19 protein-coding genes are annotated in these 17,192 nt (G+C 42.2%); 14 read left to right on the top strand and 5 right to left on the bottom strand.

What is annotated here, in order from left to right:
• Positions 1–39 precede the first annotated feature (39 nt).
• The 6 genes from ACU6U9_RS01765 to ACU6U9_RS01740 all read left to right on the top strand — a co-directional run bounded on the left by ACU6U9_RS01765 (position 40) and on the right by ACU6U9_RS01740 (position 3,266).
• On the top strand, positions 40–393 hold the full coding sequence (locus ACU6U9_RS01765; RefSeq protein ID WP_446733368.1) for a hypothetical protein: 354 nt from the start codon (positions 40–42) through the stop codon (positions 391–393).
• 133 nt (positions 394–526) lie between these two features.
• Positions 527–877 (top strand): hypothetical protein, encoded by a 351-nt coding sequence (locus ACU6U9_RS01760; protein ID WP_446733367.1) that lies wholly within the window; start codon positions 527–529, stop codon positions 875–877.
• 63 nt (positions 878–940) lie between these two features.
• The gene (locus ACU6U9_RS01755) at positions 941–1,243 is read left to right on the top strand and encodes a hypothetical protein (protein ID WP_446733366.1); all 303 of its coding nucleotides are present in this window, start codon (positions 941–943) and stop codon (positions 1,241–1,243) included.
• Between the two features lie 116 nt (positions 1,244–1,359).
• Positions 1,360–1,719, top strand: a complete 360-nt coding sequence (locus tag ACU6U9_RS01750; protein WP_446733365.1) for a DUF5992 family protein — start codon at positions 1,360–1,362, stop codon at positions 1,717–1,719.
• 62 nt (positions 1,720–1,781) lie between these two features.
• Entirely contained in the window at positions 1,782–1,961 is a 180-nt protein-coding gene (locus ACU6U9_RS01745) for a hypothetical protein (protein WP_446733364.1), read from the top strand.
• A gap of 417 nt (positions 1,962–2,378) precedes the next feature.
• On the top strand, positions 2,379–3,266 hold the full coding sequence (locus tag ACU6U9_RS01740) for a bile acid:sodium symporter family protein (RefSeq protein WP_446733363.1): 888 nt from the start codon (positions 2,379–2,381) through the stop codon (positions 3,264–3,266).
• A gap of 81 nt (positions 3,267–3,347) precedes the next feature.
• Here the strand turns inward: ACU6U9_RS01740 and ACU6U9_RS01735 are convergent, their stop codons facing one another.
• The 5 genes from ACU6U9_RS01735 to ACU6U9_RS01715 form a co-directional block, all read right to left on the bottom strand.
• The gene (locus ACU6U9_RS01735) at positions 3,348–3,977 is read right to left on the bottom strand and encodes a TetR family transcriptional regulator C-terminal domain-containing protein (RefSeq protein WP_446733362.1); all 630 of its coding nucleotides are present in this window, start codon (positions 3,975–3,977) and stop codon (positions 3,348–3,350) included.
• 113 nt (positions 3,978–4,090) lie between these two features.
• A complete protein-coding gene (locus ACU6U9_RS01730; RefSeq protein ID WP_446733361.1) occupies positions 4,091–4,807 on the bottom strand; it encodes a hypothetical protein in 717 nt (238 codons plus the stop codon).
• 56 nt (positions 4,808–4,863) lie between these two features.
• Positions 4,864–5,790: an ABC transporter permease gene (locus ACU6U9_RS01725; protein ID WP_446733360.1), complete on the bottom strand. Its 927-nt coding sequence runs from the start codon at positions 5,788–5,790 to the stop codon at positions 4,864–4,866.
• A gap of 25 nt (positions 5,791–5,815) precedes the next feature.
• A complete protein-coding gene (locus ACU6U9_RS01720; RefSeq protein ID WP_446733359.1) occupies positions 5,816–6,913 on the bottom strand; it encodes an ABC transporter permease in 1,098 nt (365 codons plus the stop codon).
• Entirely contained in the window at positions 6,906–8,447 is a 1,542-nt protein-coding gene (locus ACU6U9_RS01715; protein ID WP_446733358.1) for an ABC transporter ATP-binding protein, read from the bottom strand. The genes ACU6U9_RS01720 and ACU6U9_RS01715 overlap by 8 nt, the downstream gene beginning before the upstream one ends.
• Before the next feature lie 259 nt (positions 8,448–8,706).
• Between ACU6U9_RS01715 and xdhA the strand changes: the two genes are divergently transcribed.
• From xdhA to guaD, 8 genes are read left to right on the top strand one after another with little or no spacing between them, the layout of a single operon-like run.
• Entirely contained in the window at positions 8,707–10,143 is a 1,437-nt protein-coding gene (gene xdhA / locus ACU6U9_RS01710; RefSeq protein ID WP_446733357.1) for a xanthine dehydrogenase small subunit, read from the top strand.
• A 1-nt stretch (position 10,144) separates the two neighbouring features.
• Positions 10,145–12,505 (top strand): xanthine dehydrogenase molybdopterin binding subunit, encoded by a 2,361-nt coding sequence (gene xdhB, locus ACU6U9_RS01705; RefSeq protein WP_446733356.1) that lies wholly within the window; start codon positions 10,145–10,147, stop codon positions 12,503–12,505.
• The gene (gene xdhC, locus ACU6U9_RS01700) at positions 12,502–13,374 is read left to right on the top strand and encodes a xanthine dehydrogenase accessory protein XdhC (protein WP_446733355.1); all 873 of its coding nucleotides are present in this window, start codon (positions 12,502–12,504) and stop codon (positions 13,372–13,374) included. The genes xdhB and xdhC overlap by 4 nt, the downstream gene beginning before the upstream one ends.
• A gap of 56 nt (positions 13,375–13,430) precedes the next feature.
• Positions 13,431–14,423, top strand: a complete 993-nt coding sequence (gene alc, locus ACU6U9_RS01695; protein ID WP_446733354.1) for an allantoicase — start codon at positions 13,431–13,433, stop codon at positions 14,421–14,423.
• Position 14,424: 1 nt separating this feature from the next.
• On the top strand, positions 14,425–14,937 hold the full coding sequence (gene uraD / locus ACU6U9_RS01690; protein WP_446733353.1) for a 2-oxo-4-hydroxy-4-carboxy-5-ureidoimidazoline decarboxylase: 513 nt from the start codon (positions 14,425–14,427) through the stop codon (positions 14,935–14,937).
• 13 nt (positions 14,938–14,950) lie between these two features.
• The gene (gene uraH, locus ACU6U9_RS01685) at positions 14,951–15,292 is read left to right on the top strand and encodes a hydroxyisourate hydrolase (protein WP_446733352.1); all 342 of its coding nucleotides are present in this window, start codon (positions 14,951–14,953) and stop codon (positions 15,290–15,292) included.
• Entirely contained in the window at positions 15,292–15,861 is a 570-nt protein-coding gene (locus tag ACU6U9_RS01680; RefSeq protein ID WP_446733351.1) for an ureidoglycolate lyase, read from the top strand. The genes uraH and ACU6U9_RS01680 overlap by 1 nt, the downstream gene beginning before the upstream one ends.
• Positions 15,862–15,866: 5 nt before the next feature.
• Entirely contained in the window at positions 15,867–17,150 is a 1,284-nt protein-coding gene (gene guaD / locus ACU6U9_RS01675) for a guanine deaminase (protein WP_446733350.1), read from the top strand.
• Positions 17,151–17,192 lie beyond the last annotated feature (42 nt).

The raw sequence follows: 17,192 nt of genomic DNA, 5'->3' as shown, positions 1-17,192 counted from the left end.
GTCCCGAAGCCACAGCCGTTATGTATATTGGAGTCATTAATGAATATGAAAGTTATAGTTTTGGCATTGGCTGGAATTTTTCTATCACACGCTTCATATGCGGCAACGGCTGGCTGGACAGAGCAAACAAAGATAACGTCGATGTTTGTGTACGATGAAGAAAATTTATTATTAAGTTTAGAAAATTATAACAACTTAGCTGAATGTGGCGTGAATGGTGGCCCTGTAGCAGGTCATGTAATACTTAATCCAACTACTCAAAGAACTATGCTTGCTATGTTGTTGACTGCCTTTGCAGCTAGTAAAGATGTGAAATTTTATATTAATGAGGGTTGTGTACCTATTTGGTCAGGTGCAAATTATGGTGAAATCCTTCATGTGCAAATACTATAAATTAGAATTTTACATAGCACATATAAGCCGTTTCAGTGTTAACAGCTACGGTGTTTAAAATTAAATTAACAACATAACTATGTCTTGCAACCGAGTCCGGTTGAAGACGGAGTTATGCAAAATAAGGTTTTAAATGTTGAATAATATTGCGTTATTTTTATTTCTTCTATTTTTAGGTTCTGGGGTTCATGCTGCATGGACTCCAGCAGCAAAAGTATTATCTATTAGAGCTTATCCCGCTGGGGATGCTCATTATATTAAAATGGCAACTGCTTCTGTAAATGAGTCTTGCTCGGGAACACAGGGCATGGGGATATATTATCTAAATGATTCGACTGGGCGTATTTTTGCAATACTACTAGCGGCAAAATCTTCGAATCAATTAGTGAAGTTACATGTTAGTGGTTGTGTGGGAGGACCTTACGCAAATATTACTGAAGTTCAGCTAGGTGATACTGTTTGGACTGATGTTGTAAATAACTAAACATAACTAAGCCTTGCATCCGATACCGGATGAAGGCGGTGTTATGTTTTTAAAGAGTAAAAAATGAAATACCTATTTTTAATATTATTTTTTCTTTCTGCTTCAGTCTTTTCAAGTGATTCTAAGTTAGGTGGAACTGTAAGTAATATTACGAGTATTCGTGAAGGCCTATTAATTTTATTAGATACCGGTAAGCCGTCAGGGTGCACTCAAGGTACCGGATGGATGATCATAAAAAAAGAGCATTCCACAATGATATCTGTTGCTTTAGCCTCGTATATGGCGGGTAATAAAACAGCAACCATCTATGTTGATGTTAGTTCGTCAGGTAGTTATTGCGAAATTGTGCAATATGATCCAGCCTAAGTAAATTAACCACACCAAACGCCTTCCTATTTTAGTAAAGTTTTTGGTACAACCAACATAACAACAATGGGCTTCGGATCCCCGAAGCCACGACCGTTATGTTAGTGGAAATTTATATGTATAGAATTGTAATCCTCATAATCTCCCTTGCGTGTTTAAATGCTAACGCAGGAGATTTAGTTAATCATGCCGAAATAATAGCGGTTTCTACATCTAATGACGGTCGTTCTGATAACTTTTATTTGAAATTATCAGGTGGCGTAGGAGACTGTGCAGAAAATAACAACAAAGGCTGGGTTATTTTTCCTGGTGTCAATACTTCTGAAAATCCTACTGATATTCCAAACGAAGCATCATGGAATAGATTATACTCTACCGCATTGATGGCCTTTGCTGCCGGAAAATTAGTTAGAATTTATTCATATGATAATACAGGCAATTGCGCCAAAGCTTCTTTTATAGAAGTGTATAAATAACATAACAAACTCATGCATCCCATACGGGATGATGAGAGCCGTTATCTATAGTCGAATCATAAATGAAACAAATAATCGGTCTTATATTGATGACAGCGAATGCTCAGTCTGGTGATTTAAGCAGTCAAAAAATAACCAAAGTATATGTGAACGAGTCTGGCCTAGCCCTTATCCAAGTATCAGGGCATTCAGGTTGGCTTAAATTAGGTACATTTAATAGCGGTGCAACCCTGCTTACTTAAATCCAATGTACTCTCTCGCAATAGCAGCAAAAGTATCTGGTCAGAAAGATGTCTGGTTAAGATACCGTGAGGAGCAAGACGATTACCCACAAGTTGTAATTATGAACTTTGAGTAAATAACAACGCTGGGCTTCGGATTCTGAGGACGCATCCGTTATATTTAATGAAACAAAGTTTATGTCGCCGCTGAAATTGTAGAGACAATACGCTGGTGGAGCGTTTTGTTAGAAGCTTTAACGCAGAATGAATGCCAAAATATGCTATATACCTTACGTGTAAGAAAATGACACGCTAGACACTATTCGCCATTTAAGACACAAACATGGCCTTTTAGGTCAGTACTTGTCTAAGTCCTTGGCAGTGTTATCGGTTGTGAGTATGCTCAAATCATAAAAATAAAAATGTGCAGAGGGCGTTATGGAAGCTGGTATTCTTGTAAAAGTGATATTGCCATTATCACTGTTTATTATCATGTTGGGCATGGGGTTAGCGTTAAAGCCCATTGATTTTAAACTGGTGATGTTACGACCAAAAGCGGTAGCGCTGGGCTTAATTGCGCAAATGATCATGCTCCCTATTTTAGCGTATTTAATTGTTTTGGCATTTGGTATGACAGGTGCTGTGGCGGTTGGTGTCATGATCTTAGCGTTATGCCCAGGCGGTACGACATCAAACCTTTACACCTATTTAGCCAAAGGTGATATTGCACTGTCGGTGACATTAACCTCACTGGTCAGTTTAATCGCGCCTTTTACCGTCCCTCTTATGATCGTCATGTTCATGAGTCTATTGATGGGCCAAGAAGAATACATTCACTTGCCTGTTATCAAAACGATTATTCAATTAGTGGTGATTACCATTTTGCCTATTTCAATTGGTATGTTTATCAATTATAAAAAACCAGAATGGTCTAAAAAAGCAGATAAACCGGTTAAGTTATTTTCGATCTTATTTTTGTTTTTTATCGTGGCGCTAATCGTGTTTGAAAACCTGCACAATATGGCTGAATACTTTGCTAAGGCTGGTATTGCCGCCATTATATTAAACATTGCCAGTATGATGTTGGGTTACTTTCTTGCAAAAGTGGCCAAGTTAAATGAAGCACAAAGTAAGGCAATTGGTATTGAAGTAGGCTTTCAAAACGGCACGCTGGCGATTGTTATTGCGTTAACGCTGCTAGAAAATACAGAGATGGCAATAGCGGCAACATGCTACAGCTTAAGCATGTTTTTAACCGGCGCGGTGTTTGCCATGATCCTTGCAAACAGTTCTAAGCAATCAGCGGAATCTTCCGCACAAGTGTGATTGCGTTTAAGGCCATTTAAAACAAAAAAGGTGAAGCTCAGCTTCACCTTTTTTCGTTAAATGACTTCATTTATCAGAGGCTTACTCTAAACCACAGCCCGCTAAAATCATATTGGTTAAAAACCCCGTGATATGTTCAATATCTTCTTTTTCATATTCGCGGCGATTCATCACTTCAAGCACTTGAGTGTTAAAGTCAGCGTAGTGCTGTGTCGTGGCCCATATCATGAATATTAGGTGGATAGGATCAATGGCTTTCATTTTACCTTGATCAACCCAGCTTTGAATGACCCCGGTTTTTTCTTTGACCCAAACACGCATATCTTTACTAATATACTGCTTAATGTGCGGAGCACCTTGAATGATCTCCATCGCGAAGATCTTTGAGCCATTGGGATTAGTGTAAGACATCTGCATTTTACTGCGAATAAAGCGCGTTAGAACTTCCTTTGGGTCGCTCTCTGGCGACATATCATCAAGAATCTGGTTCCAGTTACCAATAATATCCTCTAAAACGGCCTGATAAAGATTCGCTTTATTTTTAAAATAGTAATGGATGTTGGCTTTTGGCAGCCCAGCGCGGTCAGCGATTGACTGCATACTCGTGCCTTTATAGCCATGCAATACAAATTCATCTTCAGCCGCTTTGAGTATTTGCTGACTATTGCGCTCACGTATTTTACTTTTTTTAGGTGTTTCTTGAGTCGTCACAGGTTACAGCCTTCCTAGTTCCATTGGGCCATGATACAACGAACGGCATAAAGGACAAAATTTAATCCCCAAAACAAAAAAGCCATACTGAGTATGGCTTTTTTGGGAATGGCTTAAAGGTGGGCTTTAAGCAGTAAGCTAACGGCATTTTGGTCATCGGTAGACCCAAATTTATTGGTCCAATAAGCGTACTCAATACCGACTTTTAACTTATTTTTAAGCCCTAGCATAGGTGCAAGGTTATAAGTAATTTGAGGGGTTAGGTTCATACTGTCTTCAACATCACCAAACGCATTACCATCATTACCAAAACGGTAATCCATGAAGCCATCAATGGTCAAGTTGCCGTTGGAGTAACCATAAACAACAGACAGTAAATTATCGTCACCTTTATCAATATCCATTTGATCATTAACGGCACGGTATAAATTCACATTTAAATAGTCCATGCCTGGTACTGTAATACCAGCGCTTACGCCAAATAAGTGATTGTCAAACCCAGCACCGCTTTCTAATGTATAGGCGGCACTGATGCTTGAAAGAGTGCCTTCCATTTTTGTCAGTGTAAACGTTGGGCTAAATTCAATATAAGTATCGGTGAAGCCTTCACCACTGTGACGATCTACAAAGTAAAATAATCCGCCCCAGCTATGGCCTGATACATGTTCCAGTGTAATGGTTGTATAGGTATCAATATCGCCCTGTTGAAATGGTTCTTCATAGCTTGAACCATAAAGAACAGAAACACTGTTGTCTGACCAAAACTGTTCAGCTTGCGCTGCCGAACTGAGTAGTGCGGTACCCGCTAAAGTAAGTAGTGTTTTTTTCATTTTTATCTCTCCGTTTTTTTTCGTTATGTATTTTTTACGTTTGCAAAAAATTCTTTTTATAATTGCGGTCGATATGCCACACCTAATGACATAGGCGCGTTCAATTTCGCTTTACTTTGGTTACTTGAAAGCAGCACTAACACAAAGATAGTTGCGGCATATGGCAGCATGGCTAAGAGGCTCGGTGATATTTCAAACCCTGTGCCTTGTAGAATTAAATGCATGATGCTGGCAATACCAAATAAGTATGCGCCTAACATGATGCGCCCCACTTTCCAGCTGGCAAATACCACTAATGCTAAGGCAATCCAGCCTTTACCGGCTGTCATACCGTCGCTCCATAATGGGGTGTAAGCCAGTGATAAGTAGCCGCCTGCTAAGCCGGCCATAGCGCCGCCAAACATAACGGCCATATAGCGAATACCGTGCACATGAATCCCCATACTATTGGCGGCTTCTGGGTTTTCACCTACCGCGCGTAAATTCAAACCTAAGCGGGTACGGGTGAGTACAAAAAATAAAATGCCAGCCATTAAAAATGAAAAGTACACAAGAATATCTTGTTGAAATAAGGCTTTACCAATAATAGGGATGTCGCTTAAAACAGGAATGGCAAGCGGCGGTACGCCTTCTATGCCAATTCCCACATAATTGGCACCAATAAAAGCACTCAAGCCGCCACCAAAAATGGTCAGAGCCAAGCCGCTGGCCACTTGGTTTGAAACCAATGTAATGGATAAAAAGCCAAACAATAGCGACATACAAATGCCGGCTAAAATAGCCATTAAAATCGCAATCATTAAGCTGCCACTAATCACAGCCGCCACAAAACCCACAACGGCGCCCATCAGCATCATGCCTTCTTGGCCTAAATTTAATACGCCCGATTTTTCACAGATCATTTCACCAAACGCCACCAAGATTAATGGCGTGCCGGTACGAATGGTGGCGTATAAAATATTTGTAATTAAATCAATATCCATGTTTAAACCTTTAAAATTCTGGTGGCTATACAGCCGATGACGCGGTGGCTGATTGATTGGTGTTTTCTTTTTTAATCTTGATGATGCGATAGCTAATCAACAAATCACTGGCCAATAAAAAGAACAGCAGCATGCCTTGAAATAAACCAGTAATCGATTTTGGAAGGCTCATTTCAATTTGCACCATTTCACCGCCCATATAAGTGAGGCCCATTAACATGCTGGCCAGTAAAATGCCCAATGGGTGCATTCGACCTAAGAATACAACAATGATGGCGGCATAGCCGTAACCAGGGGAAATGTAAGGGATCAGTTGACCAATCGGCCCAACCACTTCACTAACGCCCGCTAAGCCAGCAAGTGCGCCACACATTAATAAGGCAAACCAAACTAATTTATTTTCTTTAAAGCCTGCATAGTGTGCCGCGGCTTTATCTTCACCTAATACTTGTATTTGAAAGCCAAGCCAGCTGCGCGATAACAATGTCCAAATGGCCACCATGGCAAATAGGCCAAAAAATATGGCAATGGTTAAGCGGTAATCTTGATGAAGTAACGGCAGAATGGCCGCATCTGCAAACATCGCTGATTCAGGAAAGTTAAACCCATTAGGGTCTTTTAATGGTCCATGTACGCCCCAGAGCAATGCGTTAAGTGCAATGTAGTTGAGCATGATGGTGGTGAGAATTTCATTCGCGTGGAATTTTGTTTTAAGCAGTGCCGCTAATCCGGCCCAAGCTGAGCCACATAAAGCACCGAACAATAATATGGGTAACAATACCCAACTCGATTCAGTGTTTAAAAATTGCAGAGCCATGAAGCCGCCACCAAGACCGCCCATAATAAATTGACCCTCAGCACCAATGTTCCATATTTTTGCTTTAAAACAGAGGCTCAACCCCATTGCGCATAATAAAAGAGGCGCTACTTTCATCCCAAGCTCGGTTAAACCATAAGCATCGCTTAGGGGCATAATGAAAAAGGTATATAACGCTTCAAAAGGATTATGACCAAGGCTGGCAAACAGCAATCCACCAAAAAACAGGGTTAATACTAATGCAATAAGTGGTGAGCAATAACTCATTACTTTCGAATCAAAAGGGCGTTTTTCTAACTTAAACATATTCAGGTGCACCTGTTACTGCTGGCTGATCACTGCTTTTAAATTGCCCTGCCATCCATTGGCCAAGTTGTTCAATATTGATATCTTGCGTGTTTTTAATAGGGCTTAGCTGACCGTCGCAAATGGCGCATAGACGGTCACAGATTTGATAAAGCTCATCGATATCTTCTGATACCACAATAATGGCTGCGCCTTTATCTCGTAGTTCAATCAGTGCATGGCGAATCAAAACCGCTGCGCCAATATCAACGCCCCAAGTGGGGTGAGAGCAGGCGAGTAATTTAGGGTCTTGTTCTATTTCACGGCCAAGAATAAATTTTTGTAAATTCCCGCCCGATAAGCTTTTTGCTTGTGCGTGCAGCCCCGCACTTTTTACTTTGTATTTATCTAAAATATGCTGGCCAAGGCTTTTGACTTTTTCAATGTTAATCCAACCGTTTTTGACTAAGCCCAAATGAGCACTGCTCAGTAATGTATTTTTTTCCAGCGACATGTCAGGTACGGCACCACGGCCGAGGCGTTCCTCTGGCACAAACGCAAATCCCAGCTGGCGCCGAGCAATAGGCTCGAGTGCTCCAATATTTTTATTGAGTAAGCGAATGGCATCGGCGCTTGTTGTTTCTTCGCCACTTAATAAACGCATGAGTTCGTCTTGGCCATTACCTGCAACGCCAGCAATGCCTAAAATCTCACCGGATTTTACTTTTAAATGCAGCTGTTTAATTTCGCAGGCAAAAGGGTCATCACTTTTAAAGTTGAGGTCGGCAATGTCCAACACAACGCTGCCACCTTCTACTTTTTGATAATCCTGATTCAACGGCGTGTCGTCACCTACCATCAAACGAGCAATATCATGACTGCTTACTTGTTGAGGATCACAATGCCCACTGACTTTGCCTTGGCGTAAAATAGTGGCTCTATGGCATAGCTCGGTGACTTCATCTAATTTATGGGAAATAAATAAAATCGAGCAGCCTTCGCTCGCAAGCTGATTGAGCGTGGCGAATAAGCCTTTTACTTCTTGAGGGGTAAGAACAGACGTTGGCTCATCTAAAATCAGCAATTTAATGTCTTGTAATAAGCAGCGAACAATTTCAACCCGTTGCTGCTCACCTACAGACAACGTATGAACATAACGTTGAGGGTCGAGTGCCATGCCGTAATGTTGGCTGACGTCACTGATGCGGCTACTCAACGCCATCATGTCGCGGCTTTGGGCTTTTGGTAAGCTCAGTGCAATGTTTTCTACGACAGTCAGTGTCTCAAATAACGAAAAGTGCTGAAAAACCATGCCAATGCCAAGGCGGCGTGCATGGGATGGCCCACTTACTGTAATGGGCTTTCCTTCCCATAAAAACGCACCGGCGTCCGGTTTCACCACGCCATAGATAATCTTCATTAAGGTGCTTTTACCAGCGCCGTTTTCACCCAATAGCGCGTGGATTTCTCCTTCGCCTACCGTGAGGTCAACGCCATCGTTGGCCATACAGCCGGGGTATTGTTTGCAAATACCTGTTAATGCCAGACGATTCATACTACTTTAAGACCATAGATTGATTAAACATGAAAACCTTTAAACTAAAGCTGACTACTTGGACAGGATGTTATTAGCAAATACTTTGCCAAAAGCCTTATGAGCACTTATTTTTGGACAAATAAGATTTTTTCTGACTAAATGGTCAGCTTATTGCTTTGTGTAATGATCAGATAAACCCACGCCCGCGCTCGCTCTTTTAATCCGTATAGGAAAGAGCCCGCTAAATACGCTGATAGGGCCGTAAAGAGGTATGAACGTGATTCGCTTTTGTTTAAATGGAAACTGGATTGAAGAGCACGATATTGATCCAAACTGGACCGTATTACGCTACCTTCGCACCAATAAAAGGCAGCTTGCTGCAAAAGAAGGCTGCGCTGGCGGCGATTGCGGCGCGTGCTCTATTTTAGTGGGGCAGCAAACCCATACGGGCGAATTTGAGTATCAGGCGATCAATGGCTGCATTACATTGTTGGGCAGCTTGCATGGTCAGTTTATTGTTACGGTTGAAGGGCTTAAAGAAGCCGAACAGTTGCACCCAGTGCAACAAGCCATGGTCGATAAACACGGTTCACAATGTGGCTTTTGCACGCCGGGTATTGTTTCAGCACTAACCGCACTGCACTTTAATCGCCTGCATAACAAACAAGGCCCAGCTTCGGATCATGACATTCACATCGCTTTGTCAGGCAATTTATGCCGTTGTACAGGTTACCGCTCGATCATGGATGCGGCTCATGCCATGTTTGATTACCCAGTACCCGCGCCAACCGCCGTTATTAACCAAGCGGCTGTCATGCAGTTTGACCCAATGGACAACACCAAAACAACGGCCCCTTACCTAGAAAAAGATGGCCGACATTTATATGTGCCGCAATCAGAGCAAGACTTACAAACGCTTTTAACCACCTTACCAGATGCCAAGTTATGGGCAGGGGGGACCGATCTAGGTTTAGAAATTACGCAGCAATTTAAACAGTTTGATCGCATTATTAGTTTGCATCAAATTGCATCATTAAAAGCCGTGACCCATTCACAAAAAGAAGTTCGCATTGGTGCCATGCTCACTTATAGCGAAAGTGAAACGCTACTGGCAAAACATTTTCCTTCGTTTGTCCAACTTATTGAACGTATTGGCTCACGCCAAATTCGTAACTTGGGCACATTAGGGGGGAATGTGGCTAATGGTTCGCCCATTGGTGACACGCCCCCCGTCTTTTTTGCACTCAATGCTCGCTTGGTTTTATCCAGTGCACAGGGAGAACGTGAAATTGCGATACAAGATTTTTACCATGGTTACAAACAAACGGATTTAAAAGCGGGCGAATATTTAAAGGCCATAGCAATTCCTAAATTGTCGGCGCAACAACGATTGCATGTATTTAAAATAAGCAAACGTAAAGACGATGATATTTCAGCAGTGTTAATGGCTGTCATGATTGAGCATGATAATAAAACAATTATTGATGCGCGCATTGCCTGTGGTGGCATGGCAGCGACACCCTTGCATGCAGTAAAAACACAAGCCGCTTTAATCGGTAAACCGTTTAACCTTGCAAGCTTTGAAGCCGCAAGTGATGAAATCGCACAGGATTATTCGCCGATTAAAGATGTTCGGGCAACAAAAGAATATCGCTTAAACGTAGCCAAAAATTTAATGATCAAAACCGGCTTAGAATGCTTGGGAGGGCTTTAATATGAGTTTTATGTCGTCAAAACTTGAGCCTTATTCCGTGCGCAGAAAACGCCCAGCAAAAGGCAAAATTGGCAAAGATCAAAAACATGAAAGTGCTGATAAACACGTAACAGGCGATGCGATTTATATCGATGACATGCTTGAACTGGCAGGCACTCTGCATATGGCCGTGGGGTTAAGTCGTGAAGCCCATGCTGAAATTATCAGCATGGATTTATCCGCAGTTAAATCAGCCGATGGCATAGTAGATGTGGTTGTGTTTGATGACGTGCCAGGCGAAACCGACATTGGTCCTGTTTTTAAAGGGGACCCTATTTTTGCAAAAGAAAAAGTTGAATACATTGGCCAGCCATTATTTGCCCTTGCCGCCACTAGTTTTGAAGACGCTAAACGTGCAGTTTTGTTAGCAAAGGTCGAATATAAAACGCTACCTGCTGTATTAGAAGTAGAAGATGCCCTTAAAAATAACTTTTTTGTTCATCCAACACACACTATGAGTAAAGGTGACTTTGCAAGCGCCATTAAAAATGCACCCAACCAACTGCAAGGTGAAGTGTATGTAAAAGGCCAAGAACATTTTTATTTAGAAACGCAAGTCAGTTATGTTGTGCCCACTGAAGACAAAGGCATGAAAGTCTACACCTCAAGCCAGCACCCAAGTGAAGTACAAAAATTAGTATCCGAAGTACTCGATTTACCCATTAACTATGTGCAAACAGAAGTGCGCCGCATGGGCGGCGGTTTCGGTGGTAAAGAAACCCAAGCGGCACCTTGGGCATGTATGGCGGCTATTTTAGCAAACCGTTTACAGCAACCAGTTAAAGCGCGACTTGCTCGCCAAGACGATATGGTAATGACGGGCAAACGCCACGATTTTTTAAATCGTTACACGGTGGGCTTTGACGATGACGGTAAGTTAATCGGCAGTGATATTATGGTGGCGGGTAAATGTGGTTTTAGCCCTGATCTTTCAAGTTCTATTGTGGATCGCGCCATGTTTCATAGTGACAATGCTTATAACTTACAAGATGCGCGAGTAGTCGGGCATCGTTGTAAAACGCATACGGTTTCTAATACGGCGTTTCGAGGTTTTGGCGGCCCGCAGGGCACAATGGTTGCTGAATTGATTATTGATGATGTGGCGCGCAAAGTAGGTAAAGACCCCTTAGATGTACGTAAAATAAATTTATATAAAAATGGTGATACTACGCATTATGGCCAGCCGATCGAGCATTACCATATGGCTGAACTCATTGAACAATTAGAGGCTGAAAGTGAATACCGTCAGCGTCGCCAAGACATAACCGAATTTAATCAGCAGCACGCTTATAAAAAACGAGGCCTCGCTTTAACGCCGGTAAAATTTGGTATTTCGTTTACTGCGCAACACTTAAACCAGGCTGGTGCGTTAGTTCATATTTACACAGATGGCAGCATACACATTAATCATGGTGGCACAGAAATGGGCCAAGGTTTATTTACCAAGGTTGCACAAATTGTTGCCAATGAATTTGATGTGGATTTAGATACCGTACAAGTGAGCAGTACGAATACAGAAAAAGTCCCGAACACATCGCCCACTGCTGCATCATCAGGCACTGACTTAAACGGCAAGGCTGCCCAAAATGCGTGCATCACGATCAAGCAACGATTAATTGAATTTGCTTGTGAAAAATTCAGCGTGAGTCACGATGATATTCGCTTTGAACATAATCATGTGATCATTCAAACCAGCCGTGGCACAGAGGAATTTGATTTTGCTTCGTTTGTGCAAATGGCTTATGAACATCGTGTGTCACTTTCAAGTACGGGGTTTTATAAAACGCCGAAGATTCATTACGACCGAGACAATGCCACAGGCCGTCCGTTCTTTTATTTTTCATTGGGTGCCGCGTGCAGCGAAGTGGAGATCGATACTTTAACGGGTGAGTACACCGTATTGCGTACCGACATTCTTCATGACGTGGGTCAGTCAATCAACCCAGCGATCGATATCGGGCAGATTGAAGGCGGGTTTATTCAAGGCATGGGTTGGTTAACCACTGAAGAATTAAACTGGGATGAAACGGGTCGCTTAATTTCGAATGGACCTGCCAATTATAAAATCCCAACATCCAGCGATATGCCACCCATTTTTAATGTGCGGTTGTTTGACCGACCAAACGATGAACAAACCATTTACAACTCAAAAGCCGTGGGCGAGCCCCCACTGATGCTGGGAATGTCCGTATGGTTAGCGTTACGTGATGCAGCGGCCAGTGTTGCGGACTATAAAGTTGCGCCGCCCATGGACACACCCGCCACACCTGAGCGTGTTTTAAATGCGGTGATGTTTGCACAAAAACATAAGGCGTCCTTATGAAAACACAGCACTGGTATGAGGCCGTCGTAAAATGCGAACAACAAGGTCAAGCCTATGTGTTGGCCACCGTGATGGGGGCGGCTGGTTCTGTGCCTCGTGATCAAGGCAGTAAGATGGTCATCACAGCCGATCAACAATACGACACACTAGGCGGCGGTCATCTTGAATACAAGGTCGTGCAACACGCACAACAACTATTAGTCGATCAAGCCGTTGGTAACTATGTTGAGCACTTTCCATTGGGCGCAAGCTTAGGGCAATGCTGCGGTGGCAGTGTCAGTGTGTTATTTGAAAGTTTCGAGATAAAAGGGTTGAACCTAACGGTATTTGGTGCGGGCCATGTTGCAAAAGCGTTAATGGCTATTTTATCGCAATTGCCAGGTAAGGTACGTTGGGTCGACAGCCGTGAAAGCATGTTTCCCGATGAACCGTTTCACAATATAGAAATCATCCACAGCGAACATCCTGTTGATGTCATGCAAGCGGTTCCATTAAACAGCCAAGTGCTAATACTCACACATAATCACCAATTGGATTTCGAACTGGTTGAATGTGCGTTAAAGCGTGGCGACTTATCGTATGTGGGTTGTATTGGTTCGGATACAAAAGCGCAGCGATTTGAAATGCGTTTGCAGCATAAAGACTTTGCACAAGACGTAATTGATTCGCTTATATGCCCAGTAGGCGAGCTTAGTATTGCGGGTAAATTACCCATGGAAGTGGCGGTTTCTATTTCAGCGCAATTAATCAAACATATAGCGCTACATAAGCCTGCAACCAATATCCGCCAAGGTGTTAGCTGGCAAACCATTAAACACGATTTAGTCAAAGGGCCAGTGCAGTCTGCTACGCCGAATAAAGTTAAATAACTGAACATTATTTTAAAAAATTAAAGTCCATAATAATTTTATGGCAGGAGAAAAAATTGAACGTAGAACAACACCCATATAATACTTGGATCGATTTAGTCAGTCGTCGCCTTGGTGGTCAAACACTCGATTGCAGTGATGATTTTTTTGCCGAAATGGAAAATCTATTAAAACCCGATGCACCGGTGTTTATTTTTGATAAGTACACCGATCGAGGCAAATGGATGGATGGCTGGGAAAGTCGCCGTAAGCGTGTGGTCGGTCATGACTGGTGTGTCATTAAGCTAGGTGCACAAGGCATCGTACATGGCGTTAATGTTTGTACGCGTCACTTTGCCGGTAATGCGCCGCAAAAGGTCTCTATAGAAGCGTGCTCGATTCAAGGCGCACCGTTATCGGATACCAATTGGATTACTATTTTAGAAACATCCGATGTTAAACCTGATAGCGATAACTTTTTTGATATCGAAAGCTCAAACGAATGGACCCACGTACGCTTGAATATTTTTCCAGATGGCGGTGTTGCCCGTTTACGAGTGTACGGCGAGCCGAGTATTAATTGGGATTGGTTCTTGCCAAATGAGCCGATTGATTTAGCGTACATTAAAAATGGCGCACGCCCGCTGGCTTGTAGTGACATGTTTTTCTCGTCAATGGAAAATTTAATCATGCCAGATCGCGGCAAGAACATGGGGGATGGTTGGGAGACCAAACGCCGTCGCGGTGGTCGTGAATGTGATTGGATTATTATTAAATTAGGCGCGGTGGGCAGCATTGAAAAAGTCGTAGTCGATACAGCACACTTTAAAGGTAACTTCCCAGATAGCTTTACATTAGAAGCAGTTTTACTTGAATCAGGGCAAATGCCAGATGATACAACGCAATGGCAAACCGTGATTAATCAAACCAAATTAAGCGCTGATGCGGAACATTTTTATAAAGATAACGTGGTGAGTGCTGGTCAGCAATTTAGTCACATTCGTTTGAATATGTACCCAGATGGTGGCATTAGCCGTTTGCGTGTTATTGGTTATCCACAACGAGGCTGATATGACATTTGATGACATTAATCAATTAAACAGCGAGCAAGCGCAACAAGTGTTTGCAAGTTGCTGCTCCAGTGATAGCTGGATCAATGGCATGGCCGCTGCACGACCGTTTGCAAGTGATGAAGCAATGCATCAAACCGCATTAACGATCTGGAATCGCTTAAGCGAAGCGGATTACCTTCAGGCATTTGAAGGGCATCCTAAGATTGGTGATGTAAACAGCTTACGTGAAAAATACGCCAGCACCAAAGGCCTTGCTTCTAATGAGCAAAGTGGTGTTGATAACGCCAATGAACAAACATTATTGGATCTCGCTGATGCCAATGATGTTTACTTTGAAAAAAATGGTTTCATTTTTATTGTGTATGCAACCGGTAAAAGTGCGGCTCAAATGTTAGAAATATTACGCAATCGTTTACCGAATGATCGCCACACTGAAATACAAAACGCAGCAATTGAACAAAGTAAAATCACGGCGCTGCGCATTAATAAACTGTTAGGTTTCGTTGAATAAAATAAGGATGAATATGAAAAGTCCAATCACAACCCATATATTAGATGTGAACCTAGGCAAGCCTGCAACGAATGTGGCCGTCACGTTATACAAAATAGAACATGGCGATCATATTGAAATAGCAGAAGGCAAAACCAACAGTGATGGTCGTATTGTCGATTGGATGGGGAACGCACAGCGTGAATCTGGCGTGTATCGCATTACTTTTGATACAGACGGCTATTTTAAAAGCTTAAATCAAAACTGCTTCTACCCAAGCGTTAGCATTGATTTTAAAATTGAGCACCCTAATGAACATTACCATGTGCCATTATTGATCACTGCACATGGTTACTCTACTTATAGAGGCTCTTAATGGCTACGGTGATTCAACTCACGCCTGAACGATTAACTGAGCAGGCTTTTGCGATATTTGGCGATGTTATTCATATTGATGATAATGACCAGAGCATCAAGCCAATTATGATTAACGAAGGCACCACGGAGCGTTTCCATAAATTGGCAACCGTTGAGCTTAACGGCAAAAAAAAGTTTGACGGCGCACAAAACGCGCAAGCGATTATGAGTATCTTTCGGGCCCAGCCTCGTACGTTACCCATGAACATAACGATGATGGAACGCCACCCGCTAGGCAGCCAAGCTTTTTTACCCAGTGACGATACGCCGTATTTAGTGCTGGTATGTGAAGGTGATTCTGCACCAGACCCGGCGACGTTAAAGTTGTTTGTTGTTAAAGGCCAAGGGGTTAACTATCACGCTAATACTTGGCATCACCCGTTATTAGCACTTGATAGCATGAAGGTGTTTTGGGTTGTTGATCGCGCAGGTTCCGGTAATAATTTAGAAGAACAAAATTTTTCAAGTGACTGCAAGATTATAATTGAAGCAGATACTATTAATGCAATAATTAAAGAGATGGCATAGATCCAATGGCTCAACATATTTACCGTGCACAAATTTTACATTTTCAAACACAAGACAATTTAGTGCACTTTAATGACGGCGCACTATTGGTGGATGATAAGAGTGGTGACATTGTCGCTGTAGGTGAGGCAAGCGATGTAATTGCCAATAATCCGGATGTCAGTATTACAACTTACGACAATAAACTGATTATGCCAGGTTTTATTGATAGCCATGTGCACTTTCCACAGGTGGACGTCATTGCCAGTTACGGCGCACAGTTATTAGATTGGCTAAATAATTACACTTTCCCTACTGAAATTAGTTTTAAAGATGAAGATAAAGCGAGCCAAACCGCTCACTTTTTCTTAAACGAATTATTTAAAAATGGCACCACAACAGCTTTGGTATTTGCTACCGTGCATAAAAGCTCAGTTAATGCTTTTTTTAATGCAAGCCAGCAATACAACAGCCGCATGATTTGTGGCAAAGTCATGATGGACCGTAATGCGCCGGATGATTTATGCGATACGCCGCAAAGCAGTTTTGACGGCAGCCAAGAGCTTATCGATCAATGGCATGAAAATGGTCGACAACTGTATGCTGTGACACCACGCTTTGCGATCACCAGCACTCATGAACAGTTAGAGAAAGCAGGGCAGTTGCTAAAAGATAACCCAACCGTTTATATGCAAACTCATTTGTCTGAAAATTTAGACGAAATTAATTTTGTTAAAGAATTGTTTCCCGAGCGAAAAAGTTATTTAGATGTCTATGACCATTATGGTTTATTAGGTTCACGCAGTGTATTTGCACATGGTGTGCATTTAGAGCAAGAAGACTTCGAACGCCTTAGTCAAACACAAAGCGGCATTGCATTTTGCCCTACCTCAAATTTATTTTTAGGCAGTGGTCTGTTTGATTTAAAACAAGCGCAACAATATAACGTGCCAGTGAGTGTGGCATCGGATGTGGGCGGTGGTACGAGTTTCTCTATGCTTCAAACCCTAAACGAAGCGTATAAAATTTGCCAGCTTAAAGGGCATGCTCTACAAGCCCGTGAAGCGTTTTATATGATTACATTGGGTAATGCTAAAGCCCTTAGCCTTGATGAAAAAATCGGTAATTTTGAAAGCGGTAAAGAAGCGGATTTTATCGTGATGGATTTGGCCAGTACCGATTTAATAGCTCGTAAAATAGGCACCTGTAAAACCCTAGATGAAGTGTTGTTTAGCTTGATGATTCTCGGTGATGATCGCGCTATTAGTGAAACCTATGTGGCAGGTAAATCTGTTTATAAAAAGCAGTAATACGTTAAAAAACATGCGTTGAATGTATTGAAGTGACTGAAT

It is taken from the genome of Pseudomonas sp. HK3 (genome assembly GCF_052920985.1).
This window is presented reverse-complemented; position numbering and strand designations above follow the sequence as displayed.